Annotated in this window: 19 protein-coding genes; 2 read left to right on the top strand and 17 right to left on the bottom strand. The window is 29.8% G+C overall.

Going from position 1 to position 20,768, the window contains the following annotated elements; translation table 11 throughout:
- Positions 1–15 precede the first annotated feature (15 nt).
- The 10 genes from minC to K5V21_RS10185 all read right to left on the bottom strand — a co-directional run bounded on the left by minC (position 16) and on the right by K5V21_RS10185 (position 10,422).
- On the bottom strand, positions 16–651 hold the full coding sequence (gene minC, locus K5V21_RS10230) for a septum site-determining protein MinC (protein WP_221861166.1): 636 nt from the start codon (positions 649–651) through the stop codon (positions 16–18).
- Between the two features lie 200 nt (positions 652–851).
- Positions 852–3,875 carry a penicillin-binding transpeptidase domain-containing protein gene (locus K5V21_RS10225; RefSeq protein ID WP_221861165.1) on the bottom strand — a complete coding sequence of 1,008 codons (3,024 nt, stop codon included), beginning with the start codon at positions 3,873–3,875 and terminating at the stop codon, positions 852–854.
- The gene (gene mreD / locus K5V21_RS10220; protein WP_221861164.1) at positions 3,872–4,363 is read right to left on the bottom strand and encodes a rod shape-determining protein MreD; all 492 of its coding nucleotides are present in this window, start codon (positions 4,361–4,363) and stop codon (positions 3,872–3,874) included. The genes K5V21_RS10225 and mreD overlap by 4 nt, the downstream gene beginning before the upstream one ends.
- Positions 4,364–4,374: 11 nt before the next feature.
- On the bottom strand, positions 4,375–5,220 hold the full coding sequence (gene mreC / locus K5V21_RS10215) for a rod shape-determining protein MreC (protein WP_221861163.1): 846 nt from the start codon (positions 5,218–5,220) through the stop codon (positions 4,375–4,377).
- Between the two features lie 4 nt (positions 5,221–5,224).
- Complete coding sequence (locus K5V21_RS10210) at positions 5,225–6,238, bottom strand: rod shape-determining protein (protein ID WP_204596232.1); 1,014 nt, start codon at positions 6,236–6,238, stop codon at positions 5,225–5,227.
- A gap of 18 nt (positions 6,239–6,256) precedes the next feature.
- Positions 6,257–6,946 carry a RadC family protein gene (radC, locus tag K5V21_RS10205; protein WP_204596231.1) on the bottom strand — a complete coding sequence of 230 codons (690 nt, stop codon included), beginning with the start codon at positions 6,944–6,946 and terminating at the stop codon, positions 6,257–6,259.
- A gap of 46 nt (positions 6,947–6,992) precedes the next feature.
- Entirely contained in the window at positions 6,993–7,562 is a 570-nt protein-coding gene (locus K5V21_RS10200) for a Maf-like protein (RefSeq protein WP_221861162.1), read from the bottom strand.
- A gap of 213 nt (positions 7,563–7,775) precedes the next feature.
- Complete coding sequence (locus K5V21_RS10195; protein ID WP_221861161.1) at positions 7,776–8,543, bottom strand: SPOR domain-containing protein; 768 nt, start codon at positions 8,541–8,543, stop codon at positions 7,776–7,778.
- Positions 8,544–8,688: 145 nt separating this feature from the next.
- The gene (locus tag K5V21_RS10190) at positions 8,689–8,868 is read right to left on the bottom strand and encodes an HTH domain-containing protein (RefSeq protein WP_221861160.1); all 180 of its coding nucleotides are present in this window, start codon (positions 8,866–8,868) and stop codon (positions 8,689–8,691) included.
- Between the two features lie 96 nt (positions 8,869–8,964).
- On the bottom strand, positions 8,965–10,422 hold the full coding sequence (locus K5V21_RS10185; protein ID WP_221861159.1) for an aminoacyl-histidine dipeptidase: 1,458 nt from the start codon (positions 10,420–10,422) through the stop codon (positions 8,965–8,967).
- 182 nt (positions 10,423–10,604) lie between these two features.
- On the opposite strand from K5V21_RS10185, the gene pyk reads away from it, so the two are divergent.
- A complete protein-coding gene (pyk, locus tag K5V21_RS10180) occupies positions 10,605–12,023 on the top strand; it encodes a pyruvate kinase (RefSeq protein ID WP_221861158.1) in 1,419 nt (472 codons plus the stop codon).
- A gap of 44 nt (positions 12,024–12,067) precedes the next feature.
- On the opposite strand, the gene rpsA is transcribed toward pyk, so the two are convergent.
- The gene (gene rpsA, locus K5V21_RS10175; protein ID WP_221861157.1) at positions 12,068–13,204 is read right to left on the bottom strand and encodes a 30S ribosomal protein S1; all 1,137 of its coding nucleotides are present in this window, start codon (positions 13,202–13,204) and stop codon (positions 12,068–12,070) included.
- 161 nt (positions 13,205–13,365) lie between these two features.
- On the opposite strand from rpsA, the gene K5V21_RS10170 reads away from it, so the two are divergent.
- Positions 13,366–13,899: a PspA/IM30 family protein gene (locus K5V21_RS10170; protein ID WP_221861156.1), complete on the top strand. Its 534-nt coding sequence runs from the start codon at positions 13,366–13,368 to the stop codon at positions 13,897–13,899.
- Positions 13,900–13,931: 32 nt separating this feature from the next.
- Here K5V21_RS10170 and K5V21_RS10165 read toward each other — a convergent pair whose 3' ends face one another.
- The 6 genes from K5V21_RS10165 to K5V21_RS10140 form a co-directional block, all read right to left on the bottom strand.
- A complete protein-coding gene (locus K5V21_RS10165) occupies positions 13,932–14,147 on the bottom strand; it encodes a heavy-metal-associated domain-containing protein (RefSeq protein ID WP_221861155.1) in 216 nt (71 codons plus the stop codon).
- A 98-nt stretch (positions 14,148–14,245) separates the two neighbouring features.
- Complete coding sequence (locus K5V21_RS10160) at positions 14,246–16,924, bottom strand: heavy metal translocating P-type ATPase (RefSeq protein ID WP_221861154.1); 2,679 nt, start codon at positions 16,922–16,924, stop codon at positions 14,246–14,248.
- Positions 16,925–17,009: 85 nt separating this feature from the next.
- Positions 17,010–17,285 carry a metal-sensing transcriptional repressor gene (locus K5V21_RS10155; RefSeq protein ID WP_204595927.1) on the bottom strand — a complete coding sequence of 92 codons (276 nt, stop codon included), beginning with the start codon at positions 17,283–17,285 and terminating at the stop codon, positions 17,010–17,012.
- A gap of 271 nt (positions 17,286–17,556) precedes the next feature.
- Entirely contained in the window at positions 17,557–17,964 is a 408-nt protein-coding gene (locus tag K5V21_RS10150; protein ID WP_204595926.1) for a CBS domain-containing protein, read from the bottom strand.
- A 72-nt stretch (positions 17,965–18,036) separates the two neighbouring features.
- Positions 18,037–18,954, bottom strand: a complete 918-nt coding sequence (locus K5V21_RS10145; protein WP_221861153.1) for a 3'-5' exonuclease — start codon at positions 18,952–18,954, stop codon at positions 18,037–18,039.
- 32 nt (positions 18,955–18,986) lie between these two features.
- Positions 18,987–20,732: a MutS family DNA mismatch repair protein gene (locus K5V21_RS10140; protein WP_221861152.1), complete on the bottom strand. Its 1,746-nt coding sequence runs from the start codon at positions 20,730–20,732 to the stop codon at positions 18,987–18,989.
- Between the last annotated feature and the right edge of the window lie 36 nt (positions 20,733–20,768).

Genomic DNA, 20,768 nt, shown 5'->3' with positions numbered 1-20,768 from the left:
CAATCCCTCCACGCTTTAATAAATATATTTATTCGGTAAGTACGGTTCTACTATTATTGCCCCATCTTTTATTTTTGCAACCTCTGGATATTGGGGCTTTTCTGAATCCGGTGATAGTGTCGCAATATCTGAAATCTTTAATATTTCTGGCTGAAGACTAAAGGCTGCAATTATTGCTTTTGCATTACCATTAGCTCCTGCGCTAACATTTCCTTTTATACTTCCTAAAACAATAATATTACCAGTTGCTACAACTTCTGCACCGCTATTTATATCTCCAACTATAACGATATTTCCATTATAATTTATACACTGACCACTTCTTACTGTCTTTCTCAAAAATTTTGTTCTACCCTCATACACTCCCGTAAAAGTTTTCTTATCTTTATCCTTTGAAGATTCATCTTGCAATATAATATCTTTTATTTCTATTTCATTAAATAATACTTCTTTAAGATGTATTAGGTTTTTCTCATTAATAGAGCTTAAATTTGTGCTAATAGTTAGAGTAGAATTTTTATAAAAACGCTTTCCTCTTGATAATTTAGTAAGCAAATGTTCTAGCATTTCTTCAAAACCACTAAATTTATTCATATTTATAATAGCACTTAAGCCACTTCTATTACCTTTTATAACTATTTTATCATCCATTATTGGTTTCCCTCCACCAATCCTTGTCACTTTAACATTATTCTACAAAACATAATAAAATCCTTCTATTATTATATCATTAAAATGTAAGTATTTGTAGTTTTAGTTTCTTTTTTAAAGTAAAAACAACATTGATACCAGTAAGGTCCAATGTTGTTTTTTAATTAGTGAAAACTATTTAAATATAATAATTATTAGCTTTAGTTGTTAGAAGCACTCTTGTCTTTAGCCTTATCTTTGGCATCCTTTTTATCTGAAGCATCCTTCTTATCAGCTTTTTCTTGTTCTGCTTTTTGCGCTGCTTCATTATTATCCTTAGGTGCATCTAAAACATATTTCTTGAATGTAGGTGAGCTCTTAGCATATTCTGGATAATCTTTTAATATCTTATCTTTAAAGTATGCTTCATAAACAGCTTTTGCAACTGGTGCACTATATGCACCATGGCCACCATCATATATAACCGAAACAACGGCTATTTCTGGTTTATCAATAGGTGCAAAACTTACATATGTTGCATAAGGTGATCTACCAAAATCTCTTTGATCATTTGAATAATCCGCTGTACCTGTCTTACCTGCTGTTTTTATAGGGAATGAACTAAATACTGCTGAGGCTGTACCACCTTCAGAATCATTTGCTTTTGCCATACCTTCTTTAACTGCAGCAAGTGTTGATGGGCTCATGTCTACTTTACCAAGTACTTTTGGTTTAAATTGTTCTACTACTTTTCCATCTACATCTGTTACACTATCTACTAGATGAAGAGAATATCTAGTTCCTCCATTTGCAAGTGTTGATATATATGCTCCAAGTTGAAGTGGAGTATAGTGATTTATACCTTGACCAATAGCTGAATAAATAACCTGACCTGGTGATGTCATTTCTGCTGATTTATCAGTAACAACATATCTTGCAATTGCATTAGAAACAATTGATGCCTGCTCATCTATATTAGCCTTTTTGTTATACTTATCTTCATACTTCTTAACATTATTCTTATAAACATCTGAGTTTTGCATTATACCTTTTACATCTGATACAATACTAGCTGCAAATTCAGTTTCCTTCATAGCTGGTTTTCCTGTAGCTACTACTTCAAATCTCTCTTTAATTTTTTGTTTTAAATCTACTTTTAAGCTCTTAACCTTCTCTGAATCATCATCTTTATATGAAAAATCAAAAGGAATAAAATTATACGATCCTTGATAAGTAGCTAATGCTGACCCACTTGGAGCTTCCTTTTCTAAAAAGTCTGCTATTTCAAAGTTTGAAAGTGCTATAGTACTCTCCTTAAATGTTTTGAAATTGTATGTTTGCCCTGTAGTATTTTCTTCTATCTCTATTCCTGTTGAAGGATTAGTCTTACTATTTGGGTCAACTCCAAGCCCAAATTGCCATGCATATTTTGCAATAGCATTTAAAGATTCCGGTCTATTAGCATTTCCTCCATCTTTCATATATAATCTATATGCAGTTTCATAGAAGAAGAAGTTACATGAAACTTGAAGAGCTTTCTCAACATTAACATATCCATGCCCGCCACCGGTTGATGGATATATCCAACATACAGGTCCAAAGCTATTACCAAATGTTTCGGGATGAATATTAAATTTACCTGTATCATTTATAGTATCCTCTGGTTTTATTACTCCTTCTTGAAGCCCAGCTACAGCTGTTATTGGTTTAAATATAGAACCTGGAGGTAATGTACCTAAAGTTGCATAGTTATAGAATGGTTTTGCATATAAATCATATGGGTCTGTTCTATATCCATTTTTATCTTTAGGGAATAAATCATCTACTGATTTTTTAACTCCTGTCTTCTTTATAAGTTCTTTACCAAACTTTTCAAGGTCTGGTGAGAAGTACTGCTCTGTTTGTTCTTTTGTAAGTTGTCCTGGTATTGCAAAAAGATTTGGATCAAAATCCGGATAACTTGCAAGTCCAAGTATCTTACCAGTATTAACATCAATTGCAAGAGCTGCCCCTCTAGTTGCATTCGGGAAACTATGCCCCTCAGAATCTGTAGTTCCTGTTCTAACTTTATTTATTGTATCCTTTAACGCTTCTTGCATAGCATACTGAACATTTTTATCTATAGTAAGATTTACATTATTACCTGGGTAAGATTCTAACTTAAATAACTCTTCTGTTTTTCTACCTTCTGAATTTACCTTAACAGTTTCTCCACCTTTAACACCTTTAAGTTCATCTTCAAAGGCTGATTCTATACCTGATTTTCCTACAAGGTCAGTTGATGGATCATATCCTCTTAATTTATAATCATCTTCTAAAGAACTATCTATTGTTCCAACATATCCAAGGACTGATGATCCTAAGTTCTTATAAGGGTATTCTCTAACTGGTTGTAAATCAACACCTATCCCTGGTAAATCATTAAGTTTTTGATATATTATAAACGCTGTATCTTTCTTTATATTACTTGCAATAGTTACAGCTTTATACCCTTTAAAACTTTGCATCTTTATAGCATCTTTAACAACCATATAATCTCTTATATCATTAAGTGAATATTTCTTTAATATAAGATCTGTCAGCTGTTTACCAGTCATATCTTTATATTGTTTCTTTTCATCTTTTGATGGATCTGGATTAACAAGTCCTATAAGATCATAGCTTTTCACTAAATAGTAGAACGCTTCCTCCGGAGTAACTTGTAATAACTTTTGATCTATTTGTGCAATCTGATTATCTGTTAAATCTTTACTTTCATCTCCAAAAAGTTCCCTTTGAATTTGCTCATTCATTCCTCTATCTTTTAAAAATCTAAGTTTTTCATATTGTTGATTATCAGGAGATGAATCTTTATATCCAAAATAAAATCCACCTTTATCATCAATCTTTACTAATAGATCATCTTGAACACTTTCTCCATTTTCTTTAAGAACCTTAAAGATTGAATCCATTGTACTATAGAATTTCTTTTGTGCCTCATCTGTTGTTGTATATGTTAATGTGTAAGTTTGTTTATTTGTTGCTAACACATTACCATTTTTATCTAAAATCTCTCCTCTTGGAGCTTTTTCTGCAATAAATCTAGTAGCATTTTGGTTTGCCCTATCTTCATAATCATCGTGTTTATAAACTTGTAAATAAACTAACTTTAATGATATTATGCAAAAGATTATTACCATGATAATATTAAGTACTGTATACCTAGAAAGTTTTTTCTTTTTACTTTTTGGTTTATTAACTATCATTTAAACCTCCACTTATTGTTTACATCTTCAGTATTTGAAAACATTAATACATATTTGTATACTATAAATGCTATTACTGAATTATATATTGCAACTATAAGTATATTATTTAAATTTACTTTGTAATTTAAGAAGTATAATATAGCAAGAACAACTAAATGCTTAACTATAGTAGCTCCAAACACCGTAGCTACAGGAACTAATTTTCTCTTCTTAAATACTCCATTACCTATATAAGCCGCTAATATACATATAAACATATTAACTATTGCATTTATTCCTACCCCATTTGCAAAATAAATATCTTGTAGTATTCCACTCACTACCCCAATAAAAACTGCATCTTCAACTCCATTTATTAATGAGTATAGAACAGCAAAAGTAAATAATAAACTTGGGAATCCACCATATATACTTAAAAATGGCATTACCGAATTATCAATTACTAATAAGAGAATAGATATTAAAACCACTATCAATTTTTTCATATCATCACCTCTTAATATTTAATCTCACGTTTATCTTTAGGTACTACAATAAATAATCCTTCAAGTTTATTAAAGTCAACGCTTGGTTTAACAACTGCATTTTTCATTACATTTACCTTATCTTCTTGAACTGATACTACTTTTCCAATCATTATATCTTTAGGATATATTTGTCCAAGACCTGATGTAACTATTGTATCTCCCTCTTTTATATTCGAATCCATAGGAAGATTTTCAACTTTACATGCTCCAGTTCCGTCTGCGTTTCTATAGCCTCTTAATATACCAGTATTTTCTTTAGTGCTTTCTACTTTAACACTTACTGCAATATTTTCATTTAAAATACTCTTTATTATTGCCCAGTTGCTACCAACTGAAGTAACTTGACCAACTAAACCATCAGCCGCAATTACTATCATACCTTTTTCTATGCCATCATTTTTACCTTTATCAACAATATACCCATCTAATATATTTCCTCCAGCATATCCTATGATATTAGTAGCTACATAATTATAATTATCTCTTGAATCTTTAAACTTCAAAACTTTTCTTAATTGATCATTTTCTTGCTTAAGATCTGAATACTCTAAAAGTTGTTTCTTAAGCTCTGAATTTTCTTTTGTAAGATTATTGTTCTCCTCTTTTACAGTAGAGAAATTTAAACATAAATCAACAAAATCTTTAATCTTTACATTAACGGTATACGCAATTTTCTGTATAGGATTTAACGCTGCACCTGCACCACTTTCAATAGCATTTTTATTAGGATCCTTGAATGTATAGATAATTAAGCCTAAAAATGCAACTGACAGCACTATTATAGTGACTGCCAGTTTGTTCTTAAGACGCTTCATGTCTTTATCTATCTTCCTTACTAATTCTATCGAAATCTTCTAAAGCTTTTCCAGCTCCTAGAACAACACAATCTAATGGTGATTCCGCAATATGTACAGGCATATTAGTTTCCTTCATTATTAAAACATCTAATCCTTTAAGCATTGCACCTCCACCAGCTAACATTATTCCTTTTTCCATTATATCAGCTGCAAGTTCTGGCGGTGTTTTTTCAAGTGTTGTCTTTATTGATTCAATTATTGCATATACAGGTTCTTTTAAAGCATCTCTTATTAATGATTCTGAAATTTCAACTACTTTAGGTAATCCAGTAACTAAATCTCTTCCCTTAATTTCCATAAGTTTTTCTTCATCATCAACTTTATAAGCTGATCCGATTTCCATCTTAATTTGTTCTGATGTTCTTTCACCAATCATTAAGTTGAATTCTTTCTTAATATACGCAATTATTGATTGATCTAATTCATCACCAGCAACTCTTAATGATCTGCTTGTAACTATTCCTCCAAGTGAAATGATAGCTACTTCTGTAGTACCTCCACCGATATCAACAATCATACTTCCTGTTGGTTCACTTACTGGAAGTCCTGCTCCAATTGCTGCTGCCATTGGTTCTTCCATTAATATAACTTCTCTTGCACCTGCAAGCTTAGTTGCTTCTTCTATTGCTCTCTTTTCAACTTCAGTTACTCCTGAAGGATAGCATACTATTATTCTTGGTGCCTTAAATGCACTCTTACTTGCTGCTTTTTCTATTAATGACTTTATCATTGTATGTGCAACATCAAAATCCGCAATTACACCATCTCTAAGTGGTCTTATAGCAACGATATTTCCTGGTGTTCTACCAATCATCATTTTTGCTTCTGTACCAACTGCAAGTGGTCTTCTTGTTGTACTGTTTATTGCTACAACTGATGGCTCTCTAAGAACTACACCTTTACCTTTAACAAATACAAGTGTATTAGCTGTTCCTAAATCTATTCCCATGTCTTTACTAGTTCCGAAAAATCCCATTTTTCATTCCCCTTTCGATTATAATATTCCTTTTTCTTTTAAGCTTACGTAATTATTTCTACCTATTATAATGTGATCAATAAGTTTAATACCTATTATCTCTCCACTTTGATTAATTCTGGTAGTAACTTTTATGTCCTCACTACTTGGAGTTGGGTCTCCTGATGGGTGATTATGACATATAATTATTGAAGCTGCACTACTTCTTATAGCTTCATTAAATATTTCTCTTGGATGAACCAAAGAAGAATTTAAGCTCCCCTTAAAAACATCTTTAATTTTTATAACTTCATTTTTAGTATTTAGTATAATTAATTTTAATACTTCTTGATTACTTGCTCCCATTTCACCATAGAGCATGTTTGCAACTTCTCTTGGTGATGTAATTCTCTTAAATTCATTAAAAGATTTATAGGTATTAAACCTTCTAAAAAGCTCAGCTATTGCAAGTATTTGCGAAGCCTTTGCCTCTTTTACACCTTTAATTTTTGTCATTTCTTTTACTGATGCATTTAAAATACCATTCAACCCATTAAGTTCTGCAATTATTTTTTGACTTAAATTTAATACATTTTCACCCTTAGTACCAGTTCTTAAAACTATCGCTAAAAGTTCTGGATTACTTAAAGATTCTGCACCGTATCTTAATAATTTTTCTTTAGGTCTCTCATTTTCAGGTATATCCAACATTCTAAGGTAATTGTCCAAATTTATTTCTCCTTACTTTTATTAGAATACCCATCCCCCTTTAAAATTATTTAGTTACTCTTTTAATCATCTTGTATGTCCCATTAAGCGGTAATCCAACTACATTATAATAGTCTCCTTTTATGCCTTCTACGAAAACTCCACCTTCGTCTTGTATTCCGTAAGAACCTGCTTTATCAAGAGGACTTCCACTTTCAATGTATTTTTTTATCCTGTCATCACTAATTTCTGAAAAAGTTACCTCTGTTTTAAAACTCTCACATATTATCTCTTTTGTTTTATTATTTATAATACAAACTCCAGAGTAAACTTCATGAGTGTTTCCACTAAGCATTCTTAGCATTTTAAAAGCATCTTCCTCATCTACAGGCTTTCCTAAGATATTGTTATTAAAAGAAACAACTGTATCTGCTGATATTATTATGTCTTCGCTCTGTGCATTATTTAAAACAGCCTTAGCTTTACCTAATGCAATCTCCTCCACATACTTATTAATGTCACCTTTGAATTCGACATTTTTCTCCTCAAACTCACTGACAATAATGTCGAAATCATCTACTATTCTTTTTAATAATTCCTGTCTTCTTGCGGATGCTGATGCTAAAATAAACTTCATAATATCCCTCTTTATAAATAACTTTTAATATAATATAGTATTTCCAATTTTTAATTTCTTTAGATATAAATACTACATATTTTTAAAATAATATTAGGTGCAGTATTCTTTAAATCAAAGATTACTACACCTAATATAGTTTATCATTTTATAAGACCATAAACAAGTAAAAACGCCTTATAAAGATAGAATTAATTTTTTTTTAAGAATTGCTTACACTCTATGTTTTATAAGCATTTTATATATAAATTCAAGTGATTTTTTGGCACCATCTCTATTTAATTCCTCTGGTAATTTTTCTATGTGTTCCCTTAAATTTTTAAGTTCCTCATTATCTTCTTTATCTTTAGAATCTTTTCCAAGTTCATTTGTCCATTTTTTAAAATCTGTCGTATTTACACTTCTTACTTGTTCATTCTCTAATTCATTTAAAATTTTCATAAAACCCGTAACTATTTCGTATATCATTGAGTTTTGATTATCACTTAATTCATACTCACAATTTATTTTAACGTTGCTTATTTCTTTCTTTGTTAATTGCTCACTTACCTTTTCTACAGAATCCTCTGTATAGATTCCAGCGATTACTCTAAATTTTCCATCTTCCTCTATTATAAATTTATTATAATTTGATGGAATATCATTTAGTACTTTCTCTGCATTTTCCTTCTTTCCATAATATCCACATTGAATCATAGAAAATCTTTTGTTATCCCCAGATTCTGTAACTTTTCCAACTGTTTCTTTATCAGCTTCGCCCTTATTAGCATTATCTTTTTCTTCATTATCTATAGTACCGCTCTGTTCTGTCCCCTCAATTGCATTTGCTTGATCTTCATTCGGAGTACTATTTCCCTTAAATAAAACTTTTCCTATAAGCAATCCTATAACTATTGCTAGAAGTACTCCAATAATTCCTATTGTTAAAAAGTTTCTTCCTGGCTTTTTTCTTGGCTTATAATTATATCTTGTGTATCCCATCTTATCCCTCCTAAAACATTACTTTATTAAAATATATTAGGAAGGAGTCAATAATATTCATTATGTAAAAAAATCTTCACCTAAAATTTTAGGTGAAGATTTAAAACTAATAAGGGATTGTTTTGATAAATCAATGTATATAAAATTATTTGTTAGCTGCGTAAAAACATCTTTTTGGTGAGATAATTTTCTCCTCTTTTTTTAACTCTTTAATTGCTTTATCAACTTCTTTCTTATCAATTCCTGAAGCTTCTGCAATTTGGCCACCTTTTAATGGTTCCTCTGAGTTATTTAATATTTCTAATACCTTTTCTTTTATATCCATAAAAAATTACCTCCAAAAACAATATTTTTTACTATGATTTTATTATATACCAATCCACTCGGAATTTCAATAATAATTTTTAATTAATAATTATTATTAATACTCTTTTATTACTTTTAAAATATTTAATAGATATTCCCAAACATGTTGAACTGATTCTATGCTCATATGCTCTTGTGGTGTATGAACATCGTAAAGATTTGGGCCGAAGCTAATCATATCTAAATCTCCTAATCTTTCTTTAAATAATCCACATTCAACACCTGCATGAATTGCAACTATCTTTGGTTCTTCTCCATACATTTCTTTATATACATCTTTGCAGATTTCTCTTATTTTTGATTCACTGTTATATTCCCATTCTGGATATTCTGCATTAGTTGTAAAGCTTCCACCTAATATTTCTGTGATTGTTTTACTTCTTAGAACAATTTCATCTTTTAATGTAGCAACTGAACTTCTTACAGCACTATCTATTCTTACTCTATCTTCTGAAGTAGTAACAACACCTATATTTGTTGAACTTTCTACTAATCCATGCATAGATTTACTCATTGTATTTATACCATTTGGATAAAGATATAAAAGATTTATAACATTTTCTGTACATTTTTTATCAAAAGTCTTTTTAGCATCATCACATTCTAATATTTCTAAAGTAACATTTGGATCTTGAACTTTAAATTCATGCTTAAAGATTCCATCATATCTAGCTATTTCTGCCTTTATGTCTTCAACTTGACCTTTTGAAACAGTTATAACTGCATCAGCTTCTCTTGGAATAGCATTATCTTTAGATCCACCTTCTAAGTGAACTAATCTTATATCATAATTATCATAAAGATCTTTTAATAATCTTGCCATAAGCTTATTTGAGTTACCACGACCTTTATTTATTTCCATTCCTGAGTGTCCACCCATAAGACCTCTAAGCTTAACTTCTAAAGTAACATGTTCTTCTTCTTTAGCTTCCCAGTTGATATTCATAGCTGCTTTACTTCTTACTCCACCAGCACAGCTTACTAGAAGTTCTCCTTCTTCTTCTGAATCAAGGTTTAATAAAATTTTTCCATCTATATGATCAGGTGATATATTCATAGCTCCTGTCATACCTGTCTCTTCATCTGAAGTTAATAATACTTCAATAGCTGGATGCTCTATAGTATCATCAGCTAAAATTGCCATTCCATATGCAACAGCTATTCCATTATCTGATCCAAGTGTTGTTCCATTTGCATATATATAGTCTCCATCGACTTTTAATTCAATTGGATCCTTTGTAAAATCATGCTCTGTATCTTTATTCTTTTCACAAACCATATCCATATGACCTTGAAGTATAACTCCAGGTGCATTTTCATATCCTTTTGATGCTGGCTTTTTAATAACTACATTTAAAGCTTCATCTTGTATTACTTCTAATCCAAGGTCTTTAGCAAATGAAACTAAATAATCACTTATTCCTTTTTCATTTCCTGAACCTCTTGGAATTTTTGAAATTTCTTCAAAATACTTAAAAACTAATTCTGGTTGAATATTTGTTAAAACTGACATTTTTTATCTTGCCTCCTATTAATTTATGATAAAATTGTATTGTGGATAATTTTAGTATATCATAGTCTATTTATTTTAAACTAAATTAATAATAAATATTTAATTTAGTTTATTGAATATTTGCACATACTAATCATCTATGGTATTTGAAATGATCTAATAAATATTTGCGAGGTGATTTTATGCAAAAAACAAAAATGATTTTTACTATTGGACCTGCAAGTGACTCAGAAGAAATCTTAAGAGAGTTTATAAAAATAGGTATGAGCGCTGCAAGACTTAATTTTTCTCATGGAACTCATGAAACTCATAAAGAAAAGATTGATTTAATCAAAAAAATAAGAGAAGACATGAACTCCTCAACAGCAATTATTCTTGATATTAAGGGACCTAAGATAAGGACTCATAATTTTAAAGATGATCAAGCTGAACTAAAACAAGGTGATAAATTCTCATTTATATGTGATGACGAAATACTTGGAGATAATTCTAAATGTTCAATAACTTACAGAGATCTTTATAAAGATGTTAAACCTGGCGGTACTATGTTAGTTGATGATGGACTTTTAGTGTTTAGAATTGATAACATTGAAGGTAAATCTATAAATTGTACTGTTGAAGTTGGTGGAATAATTAAAAACCACAAAGGTGTTAACGTCCCAAATGTTAGTATAAACTTACCATCAATTACAGAAAAGGATACAGAAGATATAATCTTCGGCTGCAAAAATGGTGTTGACTTCATAGCTGCATCATTTATAAGAAAGGCTTCCGATATATTAGATGTGAAAAAGATACTTAATGATCATAACGGAAGTCATATTAAGGTAATAGCTAAGATAGAGAGTCAAGAAGGCGTAAATAATATAGATTCTATAATTGAAGCTGCAGATGGAATAATGGTTGCACGTGGTGATATGGGAGTTGAAATTCCTATAGAAAAAGTTCCTATAATCCAAAAGAAGATTATAAGAAAGTGTAATAAGGCAGGTAAAGTAGTTATTACTGCAACCCAAATGCTTGATTCTATGATTAGAAATTCAATGCCAACTAGAGCTGAAGCTTGTGATATCTGTAATGCAATATTTGACGGAACTGATGCTATAATGCTTAGTGGTGAAAGTGCTTCTGGTAATTTCCCAATAGAAGCTGCAAAAACTATGTCTAAAATAGCTATAGAAACTGAAGAAAATTTAGATTATAGCCATCTTAATTATAAAGGTATGGAACCTTCAAACCTTTCATTCTCTGATGCTATAAGTTACTCTGCTTGTAGAACTGCAAACGCAGTAAATGCCGAGGCTATAGTTGCTGCAACTCAAAGTGGTGCAACTGCTAGACTACTTTGCAAGTATAGACCTAAAGCACCAATAATAGCTATAACTCCATTTGATTATGTAATGAGAGGATTAGCCCTTAATTTTGGTGTTCTTCCAGCACACTGTGAAATGTTTAATACAACAGATGAAATATTACGTGAAGCAAAAAGAATTGCAAAAACTTTTGATTTCGTAAAAGAAAATGATGAAATAATAGTTGCCGCTGGTATGCCAACTGCTCATGTAGGCGGAACAAATATGCTTAAAATTGAAAAAGCTTAAAAATATAAGGATACTAGTTAAATCTAGTATCCTTAATCTTTTAATTAGAATAAATCTTTAAATAAATCTCCAAGACTTACGCCTTCATCTTCGCTGTCAACATATTCTAGATATTCTGCACTCTTTTCTGCTGCATCCTTAATGCTTAGTGATAATCTCTTAGCATTTTTATCAATATTTAATACTTTAACCTTAACTTTTTGATTAAGCTTTAAAACCTCTTCAGGTTTTGCGATATGTTCATCAGTTATTTCACTAATATGAACTAAACCTTCTATTCCCTTAAATACTTCAACAAAAGCACCAAAGCTTGTAAGTCTTACAACTGTACCTTCTAAAGTATCTCCTATCTTCATTGAATCACCATGCACATTCCATGGTTCTTTATTTACATCTTTTAAGATTAGTGATAATTTTCTATTTTCTAAATCTACATTTCCAACATAAACTTCTACTTCATCTCCAACAGAAACTACATCTTCAACTCTCTTAACTCTTTCCCAAGCTAAGTCATTTATATGAACTAATCCTTGTACTCCTCCGATATCAACAAAAGCACCAAATTTAACTATGTTCTTAACTACACCTTTTCTCTTTTCTCCGCTTTTGATTTCCGCCCATAGAACCTTTTGATTCTTTTCATAAGCTTCTTCTTCAATAACTCTTCTTGATCCAACAACTTTATTATTATTAAAGTCTAACTCTATAATTTTTACTTCTAACTCTTTTCCTACTACTGTTTTTATATCAATTCTTTCTCTTGAAACAAGTGAAGCTGGTATGAATACCCTAACTGATCCATACTCTGCAACTAATCCGCCCTTAACTTCTTCTTTAATTCTAACCTTTATAATAGTTCCATTGTTGAAAGCATTTCTTATTTCTTCTTTTTCTTCTTTTAATAAAGCTCTCTTTCTTGATAACTTAACAAATCCTTCTCCATCGTTTGGTGAAAGCACAACAACTTTGAATTCATCACCTGATTTTACAATATCTAATGGATTCTTATCATCAGCTGTAAGCTCTTCTCTTGATATAACACCATCAAAAGCATATTTAATATCAACTGTTACTTCTTTATCATTTACATCGATTACTCTTCCATCTAATATGTCACCTTTATTAATTCTCTTGACATCATAAGAATCTAGTAATTGATCCATAGTATTTTCATTTGTCATTTAAATTCACTCCTTCTTTTTCCCCACATATACTTCAATTTTAATTTTAATCTATCAATAAATTTAATACAAGAAAAAGCCTTATTTTTTAATAATTAAACATTATTTATATTAACTCATATATTAATTATATAAAGGGATTAATTAATCTTGGAGGTATTATGGAAATATTAAAAAAATTAAATTTAAAAAGAAATGCATCTATAAAAAAATATGAGGAAATAGTTGATTTAAAAAAGATTTTAGATGATTTATCATTAGATTTTTCTAATTTACTTGATAAATTATCAACCCTTGAAACCGATATAGAATGGATAAATGATATTTGCTCAGATTATGACTCTAAAGTAAAACTAGCAGTACAAAAAGGAAATATTCATCTTGCAAAAAAAGCTTTAGAGAAAAAGATCACTTCAGATATTGAATTAAATCATCTTTATGCTAAATCTAATTATTTGTCTGAATGCAAATCAACTATCCATATGTTATTAAAAGAATTAGAAGATGAATATGATAATTTAGTAGCAAATTATGAAAGCAAACTTAATTCTAAGGTATCATCTTCTATGAAAATTTTCTCAAACATAGAATCAAAACTTAAAACAGAATTCTCAAATATTGAAAAAGGCCTTGATAATCTACCACCTCCAACTTTTGATATTAATATTGATGAAGAAATAAAAAAATACCTATAAAAAAGGAGCAGTATACTGCTCCTTTTTTAGTATTACATTTTTTCTATTTCTTCTACTGTTTCTAAATCATATCCAGCATCATCAATTAAATCTTTTAATTCTTCTTTAGTTAAATCACATTCAACTATAGCTTCTCCAACTTTTACTTCATATTGCTTTATTCTACCATCGCCTGCAAAAGCTCTTTCTACGTTATCTACGCATTTTTGACATCCCATACCATCAATTTTAATTTTGTATTTTGTCATAATAATCACTCCTTAATTTAACTACATTTAAAGTGGCTTTTTCTTTAGATGTTTTATTTTTGTTTTATTTTATATAAATTTAATTTAAATTTATCTTATTAAAATTTTGGTTTAAATCCTTTTAATCTTAAAGCATTTAATAATACTGATACTGAACTTAAACTCATTGCAAATGATGCAATCATAGGATCTAAAAGCGGTCCTCCAAATAGTTTTAATACACCCATAGCAACTGGAATACCTAATACGTTGTATCCAAATGCCCAGAATAAATTTTGTTTTATATTTCTAATTGTTGCTCTACTTAATTGAATAGCAGTAACAACATCTAAAAGATCACTTCTCATAAGTACAATATCTGCTGACTCTATAGCAACATCTGTTCCTGATCCTATTGCTATACCTATTTCTGCTGTAACAAGTGCTGGTGCATCATTTATACCATCACCAACCATTGCAACCTTCTTACCTTCACCTTGTAATTCTTTAACAACATTTGCTTTACCTTCTGGTAAAACATCTGATATTACTCTATCTATTCCAACTTGTTTTGCAATGGCCTTTGCTGTCTTTTCATTATCACCAGTTAACATTACAACTTCAATTCCCATAGCATGAAGAGCTTTTACAGTCTTTTGGCTATTTTCTTTAACTGTATCTGCAACTGCTATAATTCCAGCTAAGTTTCCATCCATAGCTATAAACATTGGTGTCTTACCACTGTCTGCTAGTTCATGTGCTTTACTTTCAATAGCTTTAATATCTATATTATTTCTATCCATTATTTTTCTATTACCAATTACAATATTTTTACCTTCAATATTTGTATTGATACCTTCACCTGGAATAGATTCGAAATTTTTAATTTGTGGTAATTCTATATTCTTCTCTTCAGCTTCCTTTACAATAGCTTCTCCAAGTGGATGTTCTGATCCCTTTTCAGCAGCTGCTGCAAATTTTAGTAATTCATCTTCTTTAATAGAAACTGATACTATATCAGTAACCTTTGGTTTACCTTCTGTGATTGTACCTGTCTTATCAAATACTATTGTATTTATCTTATGAGCTTCTTCAAGTGCTACACCACTTTTAATAAGAACTCCATTTTCAGCTCCTTTACCTGTACTTACCATAATTGCTGTAGGTGTTGCTAGACCTAAAGCACAAGGACAGGCTATAACAAGAACTGATATTAATATATTTAATGCAAACTCTAAGTCTTCATTACCTATAAAGAACCAAGCTAACGCTGATAAGATTGCAATTACAATTACAACTGGTACAAAATATCCTGAAATAACATCTGCAAGTTTTGCAATTGGCGCCTTTGTTCCTTGAGCATCTTCAACTAAGTTTATAATCTTTGAAAGAACTGTATCTTTACCAACTTTAGTTGCTCTATATTTAAACATACCATTTTTATTTATACTTGCTCCAAATACTTGATCACCAGGCTTCTTATCTACAGGAATACTTTCTCCTGTAAGCATAGCTTCATCTATACTTGTTGTTCCTTCAACAACTTCACCATCTACTGGTAACTTTTCACCTGGTTTTACAATAATTATATCGTTAACTCTAACATCATCAATTCCTACAACTTTTTCTTTTCCGTCAACTATTATTGTTGCAGTTTTTGGTGCAAGACCCATAAGTTTATTTATAGCATCTGAAGTCTTACCCTTTGTGATAGCCTCTAAGAACTTACCTAAGCTAATAAACGCAATAATCATACCTGCTGATTCAAAGTATAAGTGATGTGCAAAATGTACTTCTCCACCATAAATTTTCACTAGTGCATATACTCCATAAAGTATAGCTGCACTACTACCTAGAGCAATAAGTGTATCCATATTCGGACTTAAGTGGAATAGATTTTTAAAACCATGTATAAAGAAATCTCTACCTATTACCACGATTATAAGTGCTAGAATTAGTTGTATAAATGCATAATTAAAAGGACTAGCATCTGGACTTATAACACTTGGTAATTTAAGTCCCATCATAGGTCCCATAGCAATTATTACAAGTGGTATTGCAAATACTATTGACCATATAAATCTATTTTTAGCTTTTTTAACTTTTTCTTCTGAATCTTTCTTATGATCATTTTTATCTGTATCTTTTATCTCTATAGCTTCATATCCAGCATTTTTTACTGCTTTTTCAATATCTTCTGCCGAAACTTTTTTTCTATCATACTTTACCTTCATATCCTCAACAGCAAGATTTACTGTAGCTTTATCCACACCATCTAATTTATCTACTGCCTTTTCAACATGAAGTACACATGATGCACAAGTCATTCCCTTAATTTTAAAATGACCTTGTGAACTGTCTTCATCATTTATTTCTTCTGCACCATATCCAGCTTTTTCAACCTTCTTCATTATATCTTCTGATGATATAACATCCTTATCAAACTTTACAGTAGCTTTTTCTGTTGCAAGATTAACAACTGCACTCTCTACCCCATCAGTTTTGTTTAGTACTTTCTCTATTCTGCTAGCACATGATGCACAAGTCATACCTGTAATATTATAATTCTTATCTACTACATCATCTGATTTTATTTCATTTGCCTCATATCCTGCTTTTTTTACTTTACTTTCAATATCTGAACTAGTTACTTTATCCTTATCAAAGTTAACTGTCATCTTTTCTGTTGCAAGATTTACTACAGCCTCGTCAACGCCATCCATCTTATTTACTACTTTTTCAATCCTATTTGCACATGATGCACAAGTCATACCTTTGATATCAAACTGTTTTTTCATTTATTTCCCTCCCTTATATAGGCTATTTATTTTTTATACGTTATTTATTTAAACTCTTCTTATGTAGTCTATAACTAAGCAATTTCTATTTATCTATAAGTTTTGTTAATATACTTATGATTTCTTCAACTTTAGCATCTTTCTCTTTTTCATTTTCATTTGCTAAACCTTCTCTTACGCAATGATGCATATGTTGTGTTAATACATGCTTATTAGCTTTTTTAAGAAGTCCTTGTGCTGCTATTATTTGATTAGATACATCAATACAGTATCTTTCCTCCTCAAGCATTTTTATTATTCCATCAATTTGGCCCCTACAAGTCTTTAAAACTTGCATAGCTTTCTTTTTATCGTCATTCATAATACCACTCCTTTGTACCCCCTCCCTATGGGGGTGTATTTATGTTTTATACTATACTCTTATTAATAATTAGTGTCAATGGAATTTTTATTTTTTTATTCAAAACTTTAAATTATTCATATAATAAAATTCTTATTCACCTTCCATTTAAATATGTTTTTACAACTGCTTTCACATACTTTTACATTCTTATTTTTCTCTATAAAATTTTATAAATACAATAAAAAAAGAACTTAGTAATTTTCTACTAAGTTCTTGCTTCTAAATATATTTATTTGCTTTTTATTTCATTATAACAATAGTTTATTATATCACTTCTCTTTATAATACCTATAAAGATTCCTTCATCATCAACAACAGGAACAAAATTTTGATTAACTGCAAGTGATATTAAACTTTCAATATCTGCATTTATAGATACACTTTTATGTGTTCTTCTTGTTTTAATATCTTTCACTTTTACGCATTCAGTATTTTTAAAATTAAGGTCTGGAGTATTCTTAAGCTTCCATAATAAATCTCCTTCTGTTAGAGTAGAGACGTATCTTCCATGCTTATCTATTAGCGGAATCGCTGTATATCCATGGTGCTCCATTCGTTCCATAACTTGTCTCATAGTCGATTCTAAACTCTCACAAACCACTTCATTTTTAGGTGTAAGAAAAAATGCTATATTCATAGTTAACCCTTTCCTCTTTAAATATTTTATTTATATACCTTATACTATTTTAACATAATTCTATAAATATTGTTATAATGCTTTATCTTTCTTAAGAAAATATTTATCTAATTTATAGCTATAATCTGAGTATTCTAGTTCATCTATCATGCTTCCAATTTCAGAATAAATTATATCTCCATGAAGAGTTTTCTTTACTATAACTTCATTAAGCACAGATCCGTCACACTTAGAACATCTCCCTACTGATATGAATCTCCACCTATATGGCATATAATCAAATTCTAATTCTAATTTTCTATTACACCTTGGACATAATGAATTAACTTTAGATGTCTCTAAATTTATTTCACTTACTTCTTTTACAGTTATAGCCGGCATATCATAAATATTCTCTACTATATAATTCTTTACTATTTTGTGATTATACAGTTGCTTAAATACAAGAACTGTAAATTCAGCATCATTTAAAGCATCATGCAAAAGCCTATTATCTACTCTTATATTAAGCCTCTTTAATGCATTTTTTAGACTTAGAGATTTCTTAACACCTAAAATTTTACTTGTATATTCCTGAACGTCTAAATACCTGTCTATCCACTTTAGATCTCTAAAGCCATGGTGATGCGCATTTATTATAATTTGTGCAACATCATCCTTAGCCCAAGAACAAAATACATCTTCCCCTATAAACTCTTTAAGTTTCTTTACTCCAGTTTCAAAACTTATACCTTCTTTTAAATCATTCTCTGTTATATTTGTTATATCAGTTATCTCAGGATTTAAAACTGGTATTATAGATGGCTTAACATATTCTTTAAGTCTTCCCTGCACTTTCATATACTTATCAACTTTAATAGCACCAATTTCTATTATTTCATTTTGTATAGAAAGTGATTTTAAATCTGGATATTTATCATAAAATTCAGGATAATATTTTGTTATATTATTTAAATTATTAAATTCTAAGTCTATTATTACATACCCCATATTCAAAAGTCCCTCTCTCTTCTCTATCCCTCTTATTTAAATTCAATACCTGCAAGTTTCATAAGATGTATTGCATTTTGTGTCTCACTTTTCCCAACTCTTAACTTGTAATCAAATTTTATTTTATTATCTTCATAATACTCTCTAAAATTATAATTCTCTATTCTATTATCAGATTCCTCTAAATTACAAAGGTCTAAATCATGAGTAGATACAAGCCCAATTGCTCCACCATTTATTAATTGCTTTATAAGCTCAGTAGCTCCGATATGTCTATCTAAAGAATTAGTTCCCTTAAATATCTCATCTAATAAGAAGAATACATCTTCTCCCTTTTTAGTTGCTTCTATTAGGATTTTAATCCTAAGTATTTCTGCATAGAATGATGATATATTTTCTTCCAGATTATCCTTAGTCCTCATACATGTATATATATTAAATATTCCACATGTAAAATTATCACTATAAACTGGAGCTCCAATATATGATAATAATAAATTTAAGCCAATTGTTCTTAAAAATGTACTTTTACCAGACATATTAGATCCTGTGATTAGAGTTACCCTTTTATTATTTGAAAGTGAATAGTCATTTCTCACAGCCTTTTCCCCTATAAGAGGATGACCAATAGCTTTTCCTTTCACTTCTTTCTTATCTGAAATTTTTGGGAAAGTAAACTTATCAAAATCAAAGTATATATTAGATATACTACTTAATGCATCAATCTCGCTTATAACATCTATCCACACTTCTAATTCCTTTGAATTTTGTGATCTCCAGTCCTCTAAATTCTCTACTATAAATATATCCGAGAATATAAATATATTTATTATTAAATAGTATGCATTTCCAGAACTATCTCCTATCCAATCTAAAAGATTAGATAATTTCTTCATTTCTTCTCCACATGAATTTGAAGTATCACTTTTAAGCTTATCTTTTATACCTTTTAAATACTCTGATTTAAATTCTTCTTTTTCTATAAGTTCTAATATCTCAGCATAAGATTTAATAGTATGCTTTATACTATTAAACATTTCCAAATCCTCTTTATAATCTTTTGTAATTAACTTAATAACTGCAAAGTTAATTAAAAGCACTAACAAAATATAACTTGGTGGTATTATCTTAATTATTGATAGAACTATACTTAAAAATGTGATAGCTATAAAGACATACGCAACTAACTTCTTGCTTATACCTTTTTCTTTCTTTTCCTTGCTCCAAGTTAAAAATGCTTCTAATTCCTGTGTTTCTTTTTTCTTATTCTTTATTGTAGTTTTACCTTTTACTAAAAGTTCTTGTCTCCACTTTATCTTTTCGCCAAGCTCTTTAATAGCCTCTTGTTTCTTTTCTATAATTTCTTTTGTTGGTAATTTCTTTAAAGAAAGATTGCTTACTAGTTTTTCTCTTCCACCTTTAGTTAAGGTATCGTTTATTAACTGGAACAATGAGCTTTTACCAAATATATCTATATCCGAAGAGAATGGATGTGAATCGTTAATGTATTCTGAGCCATCATCCTCTATAGTTCTAAATTCTCCACTTATTCTTTTTACACCTTTTTCATTTATCTCTAGAAATCTCTCCACTTTAATTCTTTTATTTATTAATTTATTATGGTAGATAACAGTACATACTAAAACAACAAGTAATAGGACCTCCCCACCTATAAGGAATGGTATATTACCTTGATTATATAGTATATAACCTACGGCTATCATTAAAGCTACTATTAACAATCTGCTCCAACCTATAGTAGCTATTTTCTTTTCCATTTGATCTATTTCACTTTTACTCTTTTTTATATTACT

This window comes from Clostridium sardiniense (genome assembly GCF_019753795.1).
GTDB lineage: Bacteria > Bacillota > Clostridia > Clostridiales > Clostridiaceae > Clostridium > Clostridium sardiniense.
Note: the sequence above shows the minus strand (reverse complement) of the source record. Positions and strands in the feature narration are given on the sequence as shown.